Origin of the sequence: Stappia sp. ES.058, assembly GCF_900105595.1 — a bacterium.
Lineage (GTDB): Bacteria > Pseudomonadota > Alphaproteobacteria > Rhizobiales > Stappiaceae > Stappia.
The window spans coordinates 2,001,046-2,019,638 of sequence record NZ_LT629784.1 but is presented as its reverse complement, the minus strand read 5'-3'; the positions used below and the strand labels follow the sequence as shown (position 1 = coordinate 2,019,638).

At 65.1% G+C, this 18,593-nt stretch carries 17 protein-coding genes; 5 read left to right on the top strand and 12 right to left on the bottom strand.

Going from position 1 to position 18,593, the window contains the following annotated elements:
* The first annotated feature begins 18 nt into the window (after positions 1–18).
* Complete coding sequence (locus BLU32_RS09295) at positions 19–372, top strand: RidA family protein (RefSeq protein WP_093806394.1); 354 nt, start codon at positions 19–21, stop codon at positions 370–372.
* A 66-nt stretch (positions 373–438) separates the two neighbouring features.
* On the opposite strand, the gene BLU32_RS09290 is transcribed toward BLU32_RS09295, so the two are convergent.
* The 12 genes from BLU32_RS09290 to BLU32_RS09235 form a co-directional block, all read right to left on the bottom strand.
* Positions 439–1,848, bottom strand: a complete 1,410-nt coding sequence (locus BLU32_RS09290; RefSeq protein WP_093806392.1) for an FAD-dependent oxidoreductase — start codon at positions 1,846–1,848, stop codon at positions 439–441.
* 2 nt (positions 1,849–1,850) lie between these two features.
* Positions 1,851–2,465 carry a cysteine hydrolase gene (locus BLU32_RS09285; protein WP_093806390.1) on the bottom strand — a complete coding sequence of 205 codons (615 nt, stop codon included), beginning with the start codon at positions 2,463–2,465 and terminating at the stop codon, positions 1,851–1,853.
* Between the two features lie 449 nt (positions 2,466–2,914).
* Positions 2,915–4,966 (bottom strand): hydantoinase/oxoprolinase family protein, encoded by a 2,052-nt coding sequence (locus BLU32_RS09280; protein ID WP_093806388.1) that lies wholly within the window; start codon positions 4,964–4,966, stop codon positions 2,915–2,917.
* Positions 4,963–6,699, bottom strand: a complete 1,737-nt coding sequence (locus tag BLU32_RS09275; protein WP_093806386.1) for a hydantoinase B/oxoprolinase family protein — start codon at positions 6,697–6,699, stop codon at positions 4,963–4,965. Before BLU32_RS09275 ends, BLU32_RS09280 begins: the two co-directional genes overlap by 4 nt.
* A complete protein-coding gene (locus tag BLU32_RS09270) occupies positions 6,696–7,580 on the bottom strand; it encodes an oxaloacetate decarboxylase (RefSeq protein ID WP_093806384.1) in 885 nt (294 codons plus the stop codon). Before BLU32_RS09270 ends, BLU32_RS09275 begins: the two co-directional genes overlap by 4 nt.
* Positions 7,559–7,741: a hypothetical protein gene (locus tag BLU32_RS09265; protein ID WP_093806382.1), complete on the bottom strand. Its 183-nt coding sequence runs from the start codon at positions 7,739–7,741 to the stop codon at positions 7,559–7,561. Before BLU32_RS09265 ends, BLU32_RS09270 begins: the two co-directional genes overlap by 22 nt.
* Complete coding sequence (locus tag BLU32_RS09260) at positions 7,741–8,445, bottom strand: ABC transporter ATP-binding protein (RefSeq protein WP_093810811.1); 705 nt, start codon at positions 8,443–8,445, stop codon at positions 7,741–7,743. The genes BLU32_RS09265 and BLU32_RS09260 overlap by 1 nt, the downstream gene beginning before the upstream one ends.
* A 7-nt stretch (positions 8,446–8,452) precedes the next feature.
* Positions 8,453–9,232, bottom strand: a complete 780-nt coding sequence (locus BLU32_RS09255; RefSeq protein ID WP_093806380.1) for an ABC transporter ATP-binding protein — start codon at positions 9,230–9,232, stop codon at positions 8,453–8,455.
* Positions 9,225–10,205, bottom strand: a complete 981-nt coding sequence (locus BLU32_RS09250; protein ID WP_093806378.1) for a branched-chain amino acid ABC transporter permease — start codon at positions 10,203–10,205, stop codon at positions 9,225–9,227. The genes BLU32_RS09255 and BLU32_RS09250 overlap by 8 nt, the downstream gene beginning before the upstream one ends.
* Positions 10,206–10,208: 3 nt before the next feature.
* Positions 10,209–11,081 (bottom strand): branched-chain amino acid ABC transporter permease, encoded by an 873-nt coding sequence (locus BLU32_RS09245; RefSeq protein WP_029057281.1) that lies wholly within the window; start codon positions 11,079–11,081, stop codon positions 10,209–10,211.
* Positions 11,082–11,160: 79 nt separating this feature from the next.
* Positions 11,161–12,396, bottom strand: coding sequence for an ABC transporter substrate-binding protein (locus tag BLU32_RS09240; RefSeq protein WP_093806376.1), 1,236 nt, complete (start codon positions 12,394–12,396; stop codon positions 11,161–11,163).
* A gap of 92 nt (positions 12,397–12,488) precedes the next feature.
* A complete protein-coding gene (locus BLU32_RS09235; RefSeq protein ID WP_093806374.1) occupies positions 12,489–13,328 on the bottom strand; it encodes a GntR family transcriptional regulator in 840 nt (279 codons plus the stop codon).
* A gap of 230 nt (positions 13,329–13,558) precedes the next feature.
* On the opposite strand from BLU32_RS09235, the gene BLU32_RS09230 reads away from it, so the two are divergent.
* The 4 genes from BLU32_RS09230 (at position 13,559) to BLU32_RS09215 (ending at position 18,144) form a co-directional block, all read left to right on the top strand.
* Entirely contained in the window at positions 13,559–14,137 is a 579-nt protein-coding gene (locus BLU32_RS09230; RefSeq protein WP_093806372.1) for a tautomerase family protein, read from the top strand.
* Positions 14,130–14,720, top strand: a complete 591-nt coding sequence (locus BLU32_RS09225) for a LysE family translocator (RefSeq protein ID WP_093806370.1) — start codon at positions 14,130–14,132, stop codon at positions 14,718–14,720. Before BLU32_RS09230 ends, BLU32_RS09225 begins: the two co-directional genes overlap by 8 nt.
* Before the next feature lie 111 nt (positions 14,721–14,831).
* The gene (locus BLU32_RS09220) at positions 14,832–16,391 is read left to right on the top strand and encodes an alkaline phosphatase PhoX (RefSeq protein ID WP_093806368.1); all 1,560 of its coding nucleotides are present in this window, start codon (positions 14,832–14,834) and stop codon (positions 16,389–16,391) included.
* 106 nt (positions 16,392–16,497) lie between these two features.
* Complete coding sequence (locus tag BLU32_RS09215; protein ID WP_093806366.1) at positions 16,498–18,144, top strand: hypothetical protein; 1,647 nt, start codon at positions 16,498–16,500, stop codon at positions 18,142–18,144.
* Positions 18,145–18,593: the final 449 nt, after the last annotated feature.

The following is an 18,593-nucleotide window of genomic DNA, read 5'->3' as shown; positions in this document are numbered from 1 at the left end:
TTCAAGGAACGCAAACAAATGTCGGATATCAAACGCCTCGAACTCGGTCGGCGCATGAGCCAGGCCGTTATTCACAACGGCACGGTGTGGCTCGCCGGGCAGGTCGGGGCGCCGGGGGAAAGCGTCACGATGCAGACGCAGCAGATTCTCGCAAGGATCGACAAGCTGCTGTTCGATGCGGGCTCCGACAAGTCGCACATCCTGAGCGCGACGATCTGGCTGGCCTCGATGGACGATTTCGCCGAAATGAACGCGGTCTGGGATGCCTGGGTCGACCAGACACGGACCCCGGCGCGCGCCTGCGGCGAATCCCGCCTGGCCACGCCGGATTACAAGGTCGAGATCATGATCGTCGCCGCCCAGAAGGGCTGATTGCGACCGTATGCCGGTGCTTATTTTCAACGGCCGCATCCTCATGGGGGGCGGCCGTTTTGCATTTCACGCGCCTTTTGCCGCCTCGCGGCCCGCGATGCGACCGAAACCGATGGCGGTCAAAAGGCCGTTGCCCGACAGATAGCCTGATACATCCGGTCCCGACACACCGCAGGCCGCACCGCCGGCAGCATAAAGATTGTTGGGAAACGGTTCTCCGCTCGCGGGCAGGGCGCGGGCCGTGGCGTCGATCATCAGCCCGCCCTGGGTGTGAAACAGCGCGCCCGTCACCTTCACCGCGTAGAACGGGCCAGCGAGGGCTGGCCTCTCTGTGAAGGCGCGTCCGAAGGGATCGGCCTCAGCCCCAGACTGGAAGCGGGCGACGGTCTCCAGCGTTTCGGCAAGGGCAGCCTCGGGCAGGCCGGTCGCGGTGGCGAGATCCGCAACGGTTTCCCCCTCGCGGATCGCCCCGGCTTCCATTGCGTCGCGGTAATCGGGAAAGCCCGCGCGCGCGAACGCGTGAATGCGCGCGTCGAAGATGTTCCAGGCGATGCCGCCCGGTTGTGCGAGCACGGCGACGGCCTGTTCCGAATAGCCGCCGTGTTCGTTGGAAAAGCGCTCTCCGGCCGCGTTCACCTGCACCGCGCCCTCCATCATCAGCGCCCAGGAGATGAGCACGCCATGGGGATGCGCCAGCGAGCCGTGCCCCTGATAGGCTGTCAAATGCCGCGTCCGCGCGCCGAGCGCATCGCCCCAGAGCAGTGCGTCTCCGGTGTTGCCGGCATGGCCATAATAGAGCGCGTCGGCCATTTCCGGGATGTGACGCGCGACGAGTTCCGGATTTCCGCCATAGCCGTTGCAGGCGAGGATCAGCGCCTTGCAGCCGATGATTTCCGTCTTGCCGTCCGGGCGCTCGATCTCGACTGCCCGGATTGCATCGTCATCGCCGACAAAGAGACCCCGTGCCAAAGCCTCGGTCACGACGGGAATGTCACAGGCCTCGACGGCGGCCGAAAGCCGGGCCATGAGTGCGGTGCCGGTCTTTTCGGGAACCGCATGCATGCGGTGGCGGCTGTGGCCGGGATAGAGAAAGTCGGTCAACACGACCCATTCAAGTCCATGTGCGTCCGCCAGCCAGTCGAGCGCCGGGCCGATCTCGTTTGCGGCCAGACGCGCCAGCTCGGGGACCGCTCGGCCCTTCGCCTTTGCCTGGATGTCCGCTTCGAAGCGAGATGCGTCGTCGTCCGCGATGCCGGCGGCGCGCTGGGCGGCGGTTGCGGGTGCCGGGATGAAGCCGGACGACATCGACGTCGACCCGCTCGGCGAGGCGTCCCGCTCCACCACGACGACTTCGGCGCCGTCGTCATGCGCGGCAAGGCTTGCGACCAATCCGCAGGCCCCGGCGCCGATGACGAGCACATGCGTCTCGATGTCAAGGCGCGCGGGCGGCGCGCGGCGGATGGCGGGTACGCTCATGATCAGCGCCTGGCGAGTTCGCCGAGCGCCTCGGCGCAGGTCAGTGTCGTTGCGACCGTCGAGAGATCGCCAATGGCGCGGTCATGCGTTTCGCGTGAGAAGGCGGCGCAGCCGTCGGAAAGCACCGCAGTGGCAAAATCGCGCACATGCGCATCGCGCACGGTGGAGGCGACGCCGCCGTTGGTGACGATGCCGCAGACGAGCAGCGTCTCGATCCCCGCCTTGCGCAGGACCCATTCCATCCGCGTCATGTAGAAGGCGGAATAGGCGACTTTTTCCACGGTGAGATCGGCGGGTTGCAGCGTGTCGACCAACCGGTGCCCCCATTGGCCGGGACAGAAGTCGCCCTTGCCGAGGAACGGCCGCATCTGCTTGAGGTGGGGCGAGATGAAGGGCTCGCCGCCCTTGCCGGGCACCAGCGTGAACTGTGTGGAAACGATCCAGCCGCCGGCCTTGCGCAGGGCTTCCGCAACGGGGCGCACGCGTTCAGGCACGGCCGCGATCTCCGCGCTGGTCTGCCCGCCGCGCGCATAGGCGCCGTCGGGATGCAGGAAGTCGTTTTGCAAGTCGACGATCAGAAGCGCCGTCCGGCTCGGGTGGTAGAGGGGGACTGTCATAGCTGATGCGCTCCTGCGCGATGTGGAACGGGAGACAAGCCTTTCTCTCTCCACTTGCGGGGGAGATGCCCTCGAGGAGGACAGAGGGGGGTGACGAACCCGGCCCAAAAGCTCAGTCCGCGCGGAGAGGCTCCATACCCCCCTCTGTCGGCAAATGCCGACATCTCCCCCTCATGGGGGGAGACGGGAGAGCGGGGTGATCGCTTCCGTGACCCTGCGAGGCATGTTGCGTGGATCCGGTTCGATGGACTCGCGATATCGAACCCGCCTCGGGGAGGCGCCCGCAGCCGATCCAACACTCCGCATTGTCCCACGCGCCCCTCTCCCCCCTTGAGGGGGAGATGCCCCCGGTCGGGGGCAGAGGGGGGTGAGCCGCCAGGTCGGGGCAGGCTGCCTGTCCCCCTGTGTTGACGCTCAATCGCTTGTGTTTGCACAATCACGCGCATGTCCTACTCCGCCGGTGCGATCACGAGATTGCCGAAGCGGTCGACCTCCGCCGTCAGCCCGGGATCGACGAAGATCGTCGTGTCGGGCTGTTCCAGCAGGGCGGGTCCCTCGATCGTCGCGCCGACTTCAAGCGCAAGGCGCTCATAGACCCCGGCGACATGATGCTTGCCGTCGGCATAGACCGAGCGGGTCGCCAGCCGGCAGTCTGTGGCGGGCTTGCCGTCCACCGGCGCGAACAGCGTCATGTCGAGGCCGGGCCGGCGGCCGATCACCGCGATGCGGTAGTTCATCACCCGCATCGGGATGCCCTTGAGAAGCCGCCCGAAGGTGGCGCTATAGGCCGCCTCGAAGGCGTCGCGGATGGCGGAGGCCGTCAGTCCGGTTTCCGGCACGTCGATGGGCACGCTCACCGTATGGGTCTGGCCCAGATAGAGCATGTCGAGTTCGATTACCCGGTCGACGCGGGAGAACGAAACGCCGGCGGTGGCAAGCACCGAGGCCGTCTCGCGCGCGTCGCGCAGGATCGCCTTGCCGAGCTCCACCGTGTCGATCTCCGACAGGATGCCGTTGACCGTCTGCACCCGGTCGTGGCGCATGTCGGCGACGACGCAGCCAAGCGCGGAGGTCACGCCTGGAAAGCGCGGGACGAGGGCGGAGGCAAGTCCCACTTCCTTGATCAGCGCGCCGGTGTGCAGCGCGCCGCCGCCGCCGAAGGGCATGGCCGCGAATTTCGCCGGGTCATGGCCCTTCTCGATGGACACCAGACGGATCGCCCCGGCCATCTTGGCATTGGCAAGCTTGAGGATCGCCTCGGCCGCATCCTCGATGGTCAGCCCGAGCGGCGTGGCGATGTGGCTCTCGATGGCGGCGCGCGCGGCGTCGATGTCGAGCCGGTCGAGCTTGCCGCCGATGGGCCGGTCGGGGTTGATGCGCCCGAGCACCAGATTGGCATCGGTCACGGTGGGGCGCGTGTTGCCGAGGCCGTAAGCCACGGGCCCCGGATCGGAGCCGGCCGATTCCGGGCCGACCTGCAACAGGCCGCCCGCGTCCACGGTGGCAATCGAACCGCCGCCGGCGCCGATGGTGGTGATCTCGATCATCGGCGTACGCACGACCATGCCGAAGTCGATGGACGTCTGCGCGGCAAGGGCTGCCTCGCCGCCGGCGACCAGCGAGACGTCGAAGGAGGTGCCGCCCATGTCGCAGGTGATGATGTTGTCGAAGCCGGCCGCTTCCGCGATCTTCGTTGCCGCGATCACGCCGGCGGCGGGGCCGGAGAGCGCCGTGCGCACGGGGTAGCGCTTGGCGGTGTCGATCGACATCACGCCGCCGTTCGACTGGACGATCAGGATGTCGCCGGAAAAGCCCTGGTCCTGAAGGCCGGTCTCGAGACGGTCGAGGTAGGAGGAGACCACCGGCTGGAGATAGGCGTTGAGGGTTGCCGTCGACAGGCGCTCGAACTCGCGGATCTCCGGCAGGATTTCGGTCGCCGCCGTCACATAGGGCGTCGGCCAGACGGAGCGCACCGCCTCGACTGCGCGGTGTTCGTTGTCGCTGTTGGCGTAGCCGTTGATGAAGAAGACGCAGACCGCGTCGCAGCCGGCCTCCATGAGGTCGCGGGCGCGTGCCTCGACTTCCTTCGTGTCGACGGCCTCAAGCACGGAACCGTCGGCGAGCACGCGTTCGCGAACCTCCACCCGGTCGGGACGCTCGACAAGCGGCGTGAAGGCGCCTTTCAGGCCCCAGGTGGTCGGACGGTCGCGGCGGCGCATTTCCAAAACGTCGCGAAAGCCCTCGGTGGTGATGATGCCGGTGCGCGCGCCCTTGCGTTCCAGAAGCGCGTTGGTGCCGACCGTGGTGCCATGCACCACGGTGCGAATGTCTTCGAAGGCCGCGACCTTGGAGGCGATGCCCTCGATGAAGCCGCGCGATTGGTCGCCGCGCGTCGAGGGCACTTTCGCGGTCGTCACGCGGCCCGCCGCCTCGTCGAGAATGAAGACGTCGGTGAAGGTGCCGCCGACATCGACGCCGATTGCATAAGCCGGCCCGCTCATTGCGCGGCCTCCCTTGAACGAAGTGTTTTTGTCCGGTTCGCGTCGACACCGCCCTCAGAATCGAGCGCGACGCCGTAATCGCTTTCCGCATGCTCCGGGCTGACGATGCCAAGCGCGACGTCGCGCGCGACCGCCTGCGGATTGCGCGCAAACGGTGTGCCGTAACCGCCGCCGCCGGGTGTTTCGAGCTTCAGGCGCTGGCCGCGGTCGATGCTGATGCCGACCATCTTGGAGGCCATCGGCGGCTGGTGCCAGCCGTCGGATTGCTCGTAGGAAAAGCGGTTCATCGCGCCGGCCGCGCCGCCGACGACGCCCGGCGGGGCGTGACGCCCGCGCTCGCCGAAGAGGAAGACGTCGGCCTGCTTTTCCAGAAGCTCGATCTCGTAGATCGCGCCGAGGCCGCCGCGCTTTTCGCCCGGGCCGCCGGAATCGGGCCGAAGCGCCCATTGCGTGAAGCGCACGGGATAGGCGGCCTCCAGGATTTCCAGCGGCGGGATCGTCGCGGTGGAGATCGGCGCGTTGCCGTGGTTGAGTCCGTCGCCGCCGGCATGCGCCCCGTGGCCGCCGCCGAAGAAGGAAAACATCACCCAGCGCTTGCCGTTTTCGCGGTGGCCAGCGAGCGACAGCGCGTTGATCGTGCCATAGGCGCAGGCCATCGCCGGCTCCGGCGCGATTTTCGCCACCGCCTGGAATACAACGTCGATCAGCCGCAGGATCGTCTCGGTGTAGCCGCCGACGGGCTTGGGCGCCCGGACCGAAAGCAGCGAGGCCTCGTCGATCCTGAACTCCACCGGCTCCAGCACGCCTGCATTGGCCGGCACATCGCCGAAGATGTGCTTCAGCGCGACGTAGCAGGCGGCAATGGTTGTGGAGCGGGAGATGTTGACCGGCCCGGCGCAGGCGGGCGAGGAGCGGGAGAAATCCATCACCATCGTCTCGCCGTCGATGGTGAGGTCGAGGGCGATCTTGAGCGGCTCGTCGACGATCCCGTCATTGTCGAGCCAATCCTCCGCCGAGACGGTGCCCTGCGGTAGCGCGGAAATTTGCGCACGCATCAGCTTGGCCGCGCGGGCTTTCAGCTCCACCAGGCAGTCGCCGACGGTCGGTGCGCCATAGTCGTCGAGCAGTTCGCCCATACGCCTGGTGCCGAGATCGAGCGCGTTGATCTGGCCGTTGAGATCGCCGTAGAGCGACAGCGGCAGGCGCGAGTTGGCTGAAAGAATGTCGACCACGTCCTGGCGGTACTCGCCCTTGTCGTAGAGCTTGACCGGCGGGATCAGCATGCCTTCCTGGAAGCATTCCGTGGCGGCCGGATTGTAGTTGCCGGGCACATTGCCGCCGACGTCGTGCCAATGGCCGACCGACGCCAGAAAGCAGAACAGCTTGCCATCGCGAAACACGGGCTTCACCAGACGGAAGTCGGAGAGATGTGTGCCGCCGTCGTAAGGATCGTTGAAGATCCACACGTCGCCGTCGTGGATGCCGCCGGATGTCGTCGCCTTGTCGATCACCGCCTTCACGGCGAAGGCCATGACGCCGACGAAGATCGGCAGGCCGGACTTGCCCTGGACCAGCGTCTCGCCGGTCGTGGCGTCGTAGATCCCGTGCGAGGCGTCATGGGCTTCCGCGATGATCGGGTTGAAGGCGGAGCGGAAGAGGGTCGCGTCCATCTCGTCGGCGATCTGCTCCAGCCGGCCCTTGAGAATGGCGAGCGTGACGGTGTCTATGGTCATCGCGAGGGTCCTTCGGTGTCGTAGCGCTTGCCGGTCGCGAGCATGTCGTCGGTGCCGATCACGCCGTTGAGGCCCGCGAAGTCGAACATGCGGTTTCGGAAGGCCTCGTTGGAGCCGTTGGCGACGAGATTGGCGTAATAGTCGCGCGCGGTCGCAGCCAGGGCGCGCACCACGCCGCCGGGGAAGATCACGAAGCTGAAGCCGAGGTCCTGCAGCGCGTCGGCGCCGACGATGGGCGTCTTGCCGCCTTCCACCATGTTGGCCATCAGCGGCACGCGCCCGGCGAAGCGTTTGACGATCTCGCCGATCTCGTCGAGCGACTGCGGCGCCTCGATGAAGAGCATGTCGGCGCCGGCCTCCAGATAGGCCTCGCCGCGCTCCAGCGCCGCCGCAAACCCGTCGACGGCGATGGCGTCGGTGCGGGCGATGATCAGCATGGCTTCATCGGTGCGCGCGTCGCACGCGGCGCGGATCTTGCCGGCCATCTCGCCGGTGGAGATCAGCGACTTGCCGCTCAGGTGGCCGCAGCGCTTGGGGCTGGTCTGGTCCTCGAGTTGCAGCGCGTCGGCGCCCATGCGCTCGAAGACGCGCACGGTACGCTGCACGTTGAGCGCGTTGCCGAAGCCGTTGTCGGCATCGACGACGATGGGCAGCGCGATGCGGTCGCGGATCGCGGCCAGCGTGTCGGCGACCTCGCTCATCGACACAAGCCCGATGTCGGGGCGACCGAAGCGGGTGTAGGCGATGGAGGCGCCGGAGAGATAGACGACCTCCGCGCCGGCCTGCTCGGCAATCAGCGCGCTCAGCGCGTCATAAACGCCGGGCGCCAGCAGGATGTCCTGCTCGGCAAGCCGCTGTTTCAGGGGCGGTGTTCGGCGCATTGGCCTTGCTCCTTGTTGCGCTGCTTGGCAAAGCGCTTTGTTGGATGCGGCGCCAGCGCGCCGTCGGCGAGCCGCATCTGCAGATTGTCGGGCAGGGGATCGAGGGCGACGATCTTTTGCGCAAGCGTTGTCGGCCGGGGGGAGGCGGTTGTCTCGGTCATCAGGCAAGCCCCAGGTAGGAGCGTTTCAGTTCGGGATCGTCCATCAGAGTCGCGGTCGGGCCGGAGAGGCGGATCTCGCCGTTTTCCATCACGAAGGCGCGGTCGGCGATTTCCAGCGATTGCAGCACGTTCTGTTCCACGAGCAGGATCGGCAGGCCGTCCTTGTTGAGCGCGCCAATCAGCGAAAACATTTCCTCCACCAGAAGCGGCGACAGGCCGATGGAGGGTTCGTCGAGGATGAGCAGGCGGGGTTCGGCCATCATGCCGCGTCCGATGGCGAGCATCTGCTGTTCGCCGCCCGAGAGCGTTCCGGCCTTTTGGCCTGCGCGTTCCCTGAGACGCGGAAAGGTGTCCATGACGCGGTCGAGGTTGCGCGCGCGGTTGGGCTTGCCGCGCCGGTAGGCGCCAAGCTCCAGATTCTCGCGCGCGGTCAGATTGGGGAAGATGTGCCGGCCTTCCGGCACATGGATCAGCCCGAGGTCGACGATCGCTCCCGGCGAGCGCCCCTGGATTTCGGCGCCGTCGAAGACGACCCGGCCGGACCAGGCCGGGATCAGGCCCGAGAGAACGGAGGAAATCGTGGTCTTGCCGACGCCGTTGGACCCGAGCAGGGCGACGATCTCGCTCTTGGCCAGATCGAAGGAGACGCCGCGCAGCACCTCCACCGCGCCGTAGCCGGCGCGCAAGCCGTCGACAAGAAGCATCGTCTCGTTACTCATGCGCGCCTCCCGCAGCCGCGGTCGCCTGTTTCGCCATGCGTTCAGCCATACCCTTGCCGAGATAGGCTTCGATGACATGGGGATCGCGCGTCACCTCTTGCGGCGGCCCCTCCGCGATGAGTTGCCCCTGATTGAGCACCCATGTGTGTTCCGACAGGCTCATCACCGCCTGCATGACGTGTTCGATCAAAAGGATGGTCACGCCTTCGTCTCGGATCGCGCGGATCACCGGGATCACGTCACGGATTTCCGACGGGTTCAGCCCGGCGAGCACCTCGTCGAAGAGGATCAGTGCCGGATCGGTGGCCAGCGCGCGGGCGACCTCCAGCCGCTTGCGGCCGGCGACGGTCAGCGCAGCCGCGTCCATGTCGAGCCGGTCGCCGAGGCCGACCTTGCGGGCGACGTCTTCCGCCTTGTCGAGGGCCGCCGCGCGCGCGCGGATCTTGAGATGCGCGCCGACGGCGATGTTTTCCCGCACTGTCTGTCCGGCGAAGGGCTGGACGATCTGGAAGGTGCGGATCATGCCGCGCGCGGCGATTTCCTGCGGCGGTAGCCCGGTGATGTCCTTGCCCATGAAGCGGACGTGGCCTGCATCCGGCGTGTGAAAACCCGTGATCAGCGCGAACAGCGTGGTCTTGCCGGCGCCGTTCGGTCCGATCAGCGAGGTGATCTTGGCCGAGGGAACGCGCATCGAGATGTTGTTGGAGGCCTGAAGGCCGCCGAAGCGCTTGGAGATGCCGGAAATCTCGAGAATGGGGGAGGCGTCATGCATGGCGGTCGGCCTCTCCGGATTGCTTGCGCTTGCCGAAGGCTTCAAGGCGCGACAAGAGCCCCGAAAGACCGCGCGGTGCGAAAAGCACCATGATCACCAGGATCGTGCCGTAGATGACGAGGCTGATGCCCGGCAGGTCGCCGATCACCTCGCGGGTGACCTCGGAGACCGTATGCAGGGCAACCGCGCCAAGCAGCGGACCGAACAGCGTGCCCATGCCGCCGATGATGGGAACCAGCAGGCTTTCCACCGAAACGGCCGGGCCATAGGCGATGCCGGGGTCGAGATAGAGAAAGAACTGGGCGTAGAACACACCGGCGAGACCGGAGAAGAGGCCCGACAGCATGATGGCGCGCATCTTCACCTGGAACGGGTCGACGCCAAGCGCACGCGCCGCGTCTTCGTTGTCGCGCACCGCCATCAGCCTTGCGCCGAAGCGCGAATGGCCGATCCACCAGGCCGTCAGGAAGGCACCGAGCGTGATCGCCCACAACAGCCAGTAGAAGCCGGCCTTGGAGGTGAACTGCAGACTGGCTGCGCCGGGGTCGAGCGGGATCAGGATGCCGACGCCGGCACCCGTAAAGGGCACGGTGTTGGAGAGAATGCGCAAGACCTCGGCGAAGGCGAGCGTCACCAGCGCAAAGTAAGACCCGCGCAGGCCGTAGCGAAACGTGGTGAAGCCAATGAAGGCGGCAACGCCGACCGCAAGGGCCCCGCCTGCGATCAGGCCGAGCCACGGATTGAGGCCGAGTTGCACCTGAAGCACCGCGACCGTATAGGCACCGGTTCCGAAGAAGGCGGCGTGACCGAAGGAAAACTGGCCGCCGTAGCCGCCCAGGATGTTCCACGCCTGACCCAGAAGGGCGGCATAGAGCGTCATGATGATGGTGGTGCGCCAGGATTCAGATTCCACGAAGAAGGGAAGCGTGAACAAGGCGGCGAAGACGAGGCCGAGGAGGGCGAGCTGGCGCATGGGTCAGACCTTGTGTCCAAGCAGGCCCGTCGGCCGGAAGACGAGGACGAGGATGAAGATCAGGAAGATGCCGAGCTGGCCGAGGCTTTCGCCGAAGAACAGCCCGCCGAGCGCTTCCACCACGCCGATGATCAGCCCGCCGAGCAGCGCGCCGACGAAAGAACCCATGCCGCCGAGCACGACGATGGTGAAGGCGATCAGCACGAAGCCGTGACCGACCTGCGGGTTCACGTAGTAGCTCGGCAGGAGCAGGCAGGCGGCGACGCCGAGACAGGCGATGCCGAGCCCGAAGCTCATGGCGAAGACATGCTCCACGTCGATGCCGACCAGCTGCGCGCCCTTGCGCTCCTTGGCGAGCGCGCGGATCGCGCGGCCGAGGTCGGTTTTGCTCATGATCAGCCACAGAAGGGCTGCGGTGATCAGCGCGCCGGCGAAGGCGACCACTTTGGGCAGCGGCAGGAATGCGCCGAAGATCTCGACGACCTGGAAGCCATAGGGCACATCGACGATGCGCGTGTCGGACTTGAACAGGAACAGCGAGAGGTTCTCGATCACGATCGCCAGACCCAGCGTGACCAGCAGGATGTTTTCATCGCGCCCGTGACTGGCGCGCCCGATGATGCCGCGCTGCAGCGCATAGCCGAGCGCGAACATGCCCGGCGGCACGATCAGGAGCGCCACGTAGGGGTCGATGCCGAACTGGACGTTGAGATAATAGACCGCGTAGAGGCCTAGCATCAGCAACGCCCCATGGGCGAAGTTGATGATATGCAGCACGCCGTAGATCAGCGTCAGGCCGAGCGCGACGAGCGCATAGAGCGCGCCTGTCGTCAGCCCGTTCAGCACGGACGGCACGATGATCGCCATGTCGGGCATGGTCACTCGCAAGGCTTGTCGGATGAGAGGGGCGGGCGGGAGCGTCAGGCCCCGCCCGCTTCGGTCACGCGACCGGCGGTCAGCCGCCCATCGGGAAGACGGTTTCGGCGGAGGCGAACTCGGCCGGGAAGATCACCTCGATGTCGCCGTTCTGCACCTGGGTGTTGACCGGCTGTGCGCCTTCGTTCTGGCCGTCGACCATCTTCGTCGCGCCATAGGGCATGTAGGACATGTCCATTTCCGAGGCCGCAAGGGCTGCGTTCACCGCATCCTTGTCGGTGGAACCGGCGCGCTCGATGGCATCGACCAGCCCGAGCACGGCGTTGTAGGCGAGAAACACCTCGTAGGTGTAGATCAGGCCCTTGGCTTCGGCCGCCGCCTTGCGCTGAAGCGCCACGTCCGACTTCGGATTGAACCAGTGATTGCAGTCCATGATGAGGTCGGCTGCTTCCGGGAACTCGTTGACGAACTTGTAGTTCGATGCGGCACCGCCGAGCACGGAATAGATGCCCTTCGCCTCGATGCGCTGCTGGCGCATGGTGCGGGCCAAAAGCACGTATTCATTGTAGTAGTTGGCGGGGATGATCAGGTCCGGTTTCTGCGACTTGATCTGCAGCACGATGTTGGTGAAGTCGCGCGTCGGGTTGGCGTGCTTGATGACATCGATCACCTCGATGCCCTTTTCCGGCAGCCGCTTGGAGAGCAGGCCGGCAGTGCCTGTGCCGAACAGAGACTCCTCGTGGATGATCATCGCCGTCTTCGCCGGAGATCCGGCGGCCTTGTTGATCGTGTCGAGATTGTCGACGGCGAACTCTGCGATCTTGCCGTAGCCGGGGCCGAAGCGGAATGTGTTGGCGAGCCCGCGCTGAACGATCTGGTCGGACACGCCGACGTCGACGACATGCGGGGTGTTGGTCTTGGCGGCTTCCTGAGAGGTGGCGAGCGAAATCGACGAGGCATAGCCTGCGACAATGCCGTCGATGCCGGCTTCCGCCATCTTGGTCACTTCGGATGCGCCGATCTCCGGCTTGCCCTGGCTGTCGGCGAGCACCGCCTCGACCTTGGCTCCGCCGATCGACTTGATGCCGCCGGCGGCGTTGATGTCGGCGATCGCCATCATCGCGCCCTCGCGGCACTGGTTGCCGGAAAAGGCGATGAAGCCGGAGACCGGATGGATCAGTCCGATCTTCACGGGAGCGGTCTGGGCGCGCAGCACGGCCGGAAAGCCCGTCACGCCAAGGCCGAGCGCCGCCGCGGCGCCGGTTGCAAGGAATTCACGACGGCGCAGGCCGCCCTTCAACGTCTTGTCAGTCATCTCAAACCTCCCACTGACGGTCGCGCTTGCGACCGGTTGGCTGTCCCGGGGTCCCACTCACGCTTTTATCCGCCGCCGGCCGGGACCGGCGGCTAGCTTGTCGTCGTCCAGCGCGGGCCGCTTTCGGCGCGCACCCGGCGCATGGACATTTCGAAACGATAGAGATCCGGTCGATAGAGGACGCGGATGTATTCGACGGGGCGTTCGGATCGGTCGCTGACGACGCGGCGCACCTCGATCAGCGGCGACCCGGCCGGGATCGCCAGCACGGCGGCAACGTCCGTCTCGGCGACGGTCGCGGAAATCGTCTGGCGGGCGGAGGCGACATCGACGCCGGCACGCTCCAGCAGATGCAGCAGCGGTTGCACGTTGAGGTCGTCGCTGCCGTAGTGCCGGCCGATGTCGGCGGGCACATAGGTCACCAGATAGGACATCGGCTCGCCCTCGAGGCGGCGCACGCGCACCGCGCGCTGCACCTCGGTGCCCGGATCAACATCCAGCGCATGGGCGATCTCCTCGCCTGCCTGGGTATAGGAGAAGGACAGGACTTCCGCGGTCGTCGACTGTCCCATCAAGGAAATGTTTTCCAGCCAGCCCTCGATGGACGAGGTGACGGCGGGTGCCGGGGGGCGGTTGACGACACGCGTGCCGCGGCCGCGCTCGCGGATGACGAGGCCGGCGTCGGCCAGCTCGTTCAGCGCGCGCTTGGCGGTGATGCGCGAGACGCCGAATTCCGTGGTGAGGTCCTGTTCGCTCGGAACGCGCTCGCCGGCCGACAGATTGCCACCGTAGATCCGATTGCGCAGAAGCAGAAAAATCTGGTGGTAGAGCGGGACGGGACCGTTTGGGTCGAGAATGCCGGATCCGCGCGCCGGGGAGGCGGTGTCTGTGCCCGTTGCGCTGGGCTTGACCGGGATCGGCGGAGTGCTCACAGGCAGGCTCTCTTTCCGTTCGATATGATTAATGTTATGTCATTATATCATAATGTCAATCGGCTTTCGGGTGGTTGAAAAATGGCTGCAAGACATTGTTTTTACGATAATTTTATCGGTCATTAGATTTTGAGATTTGCACCGGAGATTGCCGCAGAAATTCGACGAATTTCAAGTTCACACACTGGCGGGTCGCATCAATTTCAGCGGAAAGAATGGGGGATCGGACTATGCCGATCGTGCGGGTGACGATGATCGAGGGCTATGCGGAGGAGGTTCGCCAGACGCTTGCGCGGCGGCTGAGCGATGCGGTGCGCGGCACCATCGCGGCTCCGGCGGAGGGGGTGACCGTCGCCATCGAGGAGGTGAAGCCCGAAAACTACATGCGTGGCGGCCGGAGCCGCACGCCGGGCGCGCCAACGCCCGATCCGGTCGGCGTCGTGCGCGGGTTTCTCGCCGCGATGGAGGTCCGCGACCTGGAGCGGGCGCAGGCCCATCTCGCCGATGGCTTCGAGATGATGTTTCCAGGCGGCAGGCGGTTCGAGGCGCTGTCGGAGATGATCGCCTGGGGGCAGACGCGCTACCGGCGCGTCGCCAAGACGTTCGCCGGGTTCGACACGGCTTTTTCCGACGGGCGAAGCGTGGTCTTCTGCCATGGAACGCTTGCCGGCGAATGGCTTGACGGAACGCGGTTCGAGGGCGTGCGGTTCATCGACCGCTTCGAGGTCGTCGACGGGCGGATCGCCCGCCAGAGCGTCTGGAACGATCTGGGCGAGCGGAAACAGGAAGGGCGTTCGGCCGATGCTTGAATTCGCAATTGCAGTGCTCCTGCTGATTGTCACGCCGGGTCCGGGGGTTCTCTCCACCGCCGGCGTCGGTTCGGCCTTCGGATCACGCGCCGGTCTCGCCTATGTCGGCGGGCTTTGGGCGGGCAACAATCTGGTGGCGGGGCTGGTCGTCTCCGGACTTGCCGCGGCCGCGTTTTCGGTGCCGTGGCTGCGCGTCATCCTTCTTTGGGGATCGGTGCTTTATCTCGTCTATCTCGCGGCGAAGATCGCCTTCGCAGGCAGCAGGCTTGCCTTCATCCATCCGGAACGCGCACCGGGGTTCTGGAACGGCCTTGCGCTGCAGCCGATCAACCCCAAGGCCTATGCGGTCAATACGGCGCTTTTTTCGGGCTTTGCCTTTTTGAGCACGGCACCGGTCGCGGAAATCGCAATCAAGTTTCTGATCATGAACGCGATCTGGATCCCGATCCATATCGGCTGGCTGTGGGCGGGGGTGACGCTGCGACGCATGGACCTGCCAAAGCGCACGACACGGATCATCAACATCGCCATGGCGCTGGCCATGCTTGGCGTCGTGGGGCTGGCGATCTTCACGCAGGTTTGAGCGACCCCGTCGTCCTGTCCGGACGTTCAAGGATCATCAAAGTGTCGCAAGCGGACGATAGGATCGGCCCATTGGACATTTTGAGCGACCTCCGGACCGGGACATTTCGCCATGAAACTGAAAACGTTCGCAACATCGCTTGCCATTTCGACCTGCCTTTCCGCCGCCGCGATGGCCGCCGATCTCACTCGCGTCGCCACCGTGCCGCTCGGCGGCGAGATCACCGGCATGTTCCTGCAGGGCGGGGATCTCTTCTTCAACGTCCAGCACCCGTCGGACGATCTGCCGACGGTGTTTTCCAAGGCAACGGTCGGCGTGGTCGCCAATGCCGACTTTTCGGCCGGTGAGACGGGCGTGCCGGAGGGCGACGACCAGACCGTCGTCAAGACCTCGCTCGGCACCTATCAGGTGCTTGTGCAGGAAGGCGACTTCGGCAAGCTCGGCGTGATTGCCGGCGCCGGCGGCGTGATCAAGACGTCGAACGACCCGGACTTCAACGGTTTCATCGCCACAGGCGAGAACGAGGGCTATCTCTTCACCAACTGGGAAGATCGCCCGGGCGGCATGTCCCGCGTCAAGATGAGCCGCGCCGACGACGGCACTTGGACGGTCGACGAGACCGACGTGATGATGGTCGACTTCTCGGGCATTGGCGGAACCTGGGTCAACTGCTTCGGCACGGTTTCGCCCTGGGGCACGCCGCTGACCTCGGAAGAGCTTTATTTCGACGACACCGCCGACTGGAACAATCCCGAGTACAAGTATATCGGCGACGTCGAGGCGCTGGCCAACTACAAGGGCGCCTACGCCAATCCCTACGACTACGGCTACATTGTCGAGATCAAGGACCCGTCCGGACGTGCCACGCCGGTCAAGCACATGGCGATGGGCCGGTTCAGCCATGAAAACTCGGTGGTGATGCCGGACCAGCGCACGGCCTATCTGTCGGACGACGGCACGGATGTCGTGTTCTACAAGTTCGTGGCCGACCGGGCCGGCGACCTTAGCTCCGGCACGCTCTATGCCGCGCGGGTGACGCAGCTTGCCGAACCAGGGACGAGCGCGGCGGAGGCTGCGTTCCAGATCTCCTGGATCGAGCTTGCCCATGGCACCAACGACGAGATCGCCGGCTGGGTCGCGGACTATGACGGCATCACCCAGGATGATCACCAGGCCGGCAAGACCTCCTATATTTCCGACGAGGAGGTGGCGGCCTGGGCGCGCGGCGCGGCCGATGACAATCGCGTTGCCTTCCTGGAGAGCCGCCGGGCGGCGGCTGCAAAGGGTGCGACCGCGGAGTTTCGCAAGATGGAAGGGGTGAACATCAACCTTGAGGCAGCCGCCAACGGGTCGGTGCCCTTCATATACATGGCCATGTCGGAAGTGGCGAAGGGCATGTCGGACGATGCGGGCGATATCCAGGTCGAGGCCAACACGTGCGGCGTCGTCTACCAGATGCGCCTCGACGGGAATTACAACACCCACATGATGGTGCCCGTGGTCGCCGGCGGTCCATACGACAAGAACGACGAGGCCAATGCCTGCGACACCGGTAACATCTCCAACCCGGACAACATCCTGGTTCTGGACTCCGGTGACGTGCTGATCGGCGAAGACACCGGCAACCACGAAAACAACGCCATGTGGCTGTGGAAGGCCGCCTCCTCTTAAGGAGCGGTTTGCCGACGACGACTGGAGAGGGGCGGGCCGATCCGCCCCTTATCCGTTTTCGCCTGGCCGATGTTTCCGGCCGGCAGAACCGCAGGGACTTTAACTGATGATCAATCGCAGCCTTTTCGGTGCATGGGGTTCCGGGCCAATTCTGGCGCTGTCGGTGGTCATGCTTCCCGTGTTTTCGCTTTCCGGCATGGCCGCGGATCTCTCTGCGCTCGATACGGCGGCAATCATGGAGGCGCGCCCGTCGTCGACACAGATGAGCGATGCCGGACGCATCTATAACCGCGAGGCGCCGGTGCCGCCGCAGTGCTACACGCGCATCGAGGGGCGCTACAATCCCTGCTACGTCTGCCATCAAAACAACGATGACCCGACCCGGCCGAACTTCATGCAGGACGGATCGCTGCAGCAGGCCTACGAGTTTTCCGAAGCCGGACTGACCAACCATTACCGCAATCTTTTCATCGATCGCAGCGAGGACGTTGCGCGGATCTCCGACGACGAGATCCTGGCCTATGTGGGCGAGGACAATTACACGGGCCTCGCCGAGCGGCTGGAGGCGAAGCGGTGGGACGGCTACATCCCCGACCTTGCCGGCTATGGCACGGGCGGTTCGGCGTTTGACGCTCATGGTCATGCGCGCGACGGCTCGGGTTGGGTGGCCTTCAACTACAAGCCGCAGCCCTCGACCTTCTGGCCTACCAACGGTTCGACCGACGACGTGCTGATCCGCCTGCCGGAGGCGTTTCGCACCCTTGCCGACGGGACACCCTCTGGCGACGTCTACACCGCCAACCTGGCGCTGCTGGAGATCGCCTTTCAGGACTACGACAACGTGACGCTGCCGCCGGTGGACGAGCGCGACATCGGCGTCGATCTCGATGGCGACGGGCGGCTGGAAACGGCGCGCGACATCCTTCGCCGGGAGCATTACCTGGGGGGCGCCACCGCTGAGCCGCTGACCCGGATGACCTATCCGCAAGGGACGGAGTTTCTGCATTCGGTGCGCTATGTCGGGATCGACCGAGAGGAGATCACGGTCGCATCCCGGATGAAGGAACTGCGTTACATGGTCAAGACGCGCAAGCTGACCCTGGCACAGCTTCGCTCGCGCTACGGCAACGAGCTCCAGGAAAAACTGGACGAAAACCTGCCGCGCTACATCGACCTTGGCGACCGGGGTATGGATACGGGCTTTGGCTGGACGATGGTCGCCTTCATCGAGGATGCGGGCGGGGCGTTGCGTCCGCAAACCAACGAGGAACAGTTCTTTTGTCGCGGCTGTCACGCGACCACGGGGGCGAACATCGACCAGACCTGGGCGTTCCCGCGCAAGCTGCGCGGCGTGAAGGGCTGGGGCTATATCGATTACCGCGCTCTTGAGGATGCGCCGAACCGGGGCGGGAGCGACGGCGAGATCCTGACCTATCTGCGCCGCGCGGGCGGGGGCGACGAGTTCCGTTCCAACACCGAGATGCTTGAGCGCTGGTTCACGCCGGAGGGCAAGGTTGATGACGAGGCCGTGCGCGGCAAGAGCGTCTACGAACTGATCACGCCGAGTGTCGCGCGGGCTTTGAAACTCAACAAGGCCTATCGGGTGATCGTGTCGGAACAGACCTTCCTGTTCGGACGCGACGCGACGGTGTCTCCGCCGGCCAATGTGCACGCGGATATCGATGAAGCGACCGCGCCGACCCTGCCGCGCGATCTTCGGTTTTCTCACGACATCCGGCTCGACTGGAACTGATCCGCGCCGCGTCGGGTGCTTTTTGAACGACGGGGAGACGGCGTCCCCGCTTTGCCATGGACGGCCCGGCTCGAGTGTTGGCGGCCGCATGAACGTAGGGACGCCTGAAAGCGTGGCGGATCGAAGCTCGACACCGGGTCAAAGAACGCGTTGAACATTGCCGGATACCGGAAATCGACGATTTCGAACCGTTCAGGCAAGGATGCGCCCGGCGATCCCGAGGCCATCCCGGGCCGGTTCCCGCCTCGGTCAAGCCGGCGGCACAATCCGGCCGAACGTCTGGCTAACTTGTTGATCACAGCAAATTCATCTGACCGGCTCGACGAAAAATCCAAAATTACTTTTGATCGATTTCATAAAAACATAAGTAATATTTGAAAATTTATGGCCGTATGAGAAATATTATCTAAATAATTTTTTTATTTTCGCCTTGATGTAATTTCCTGATG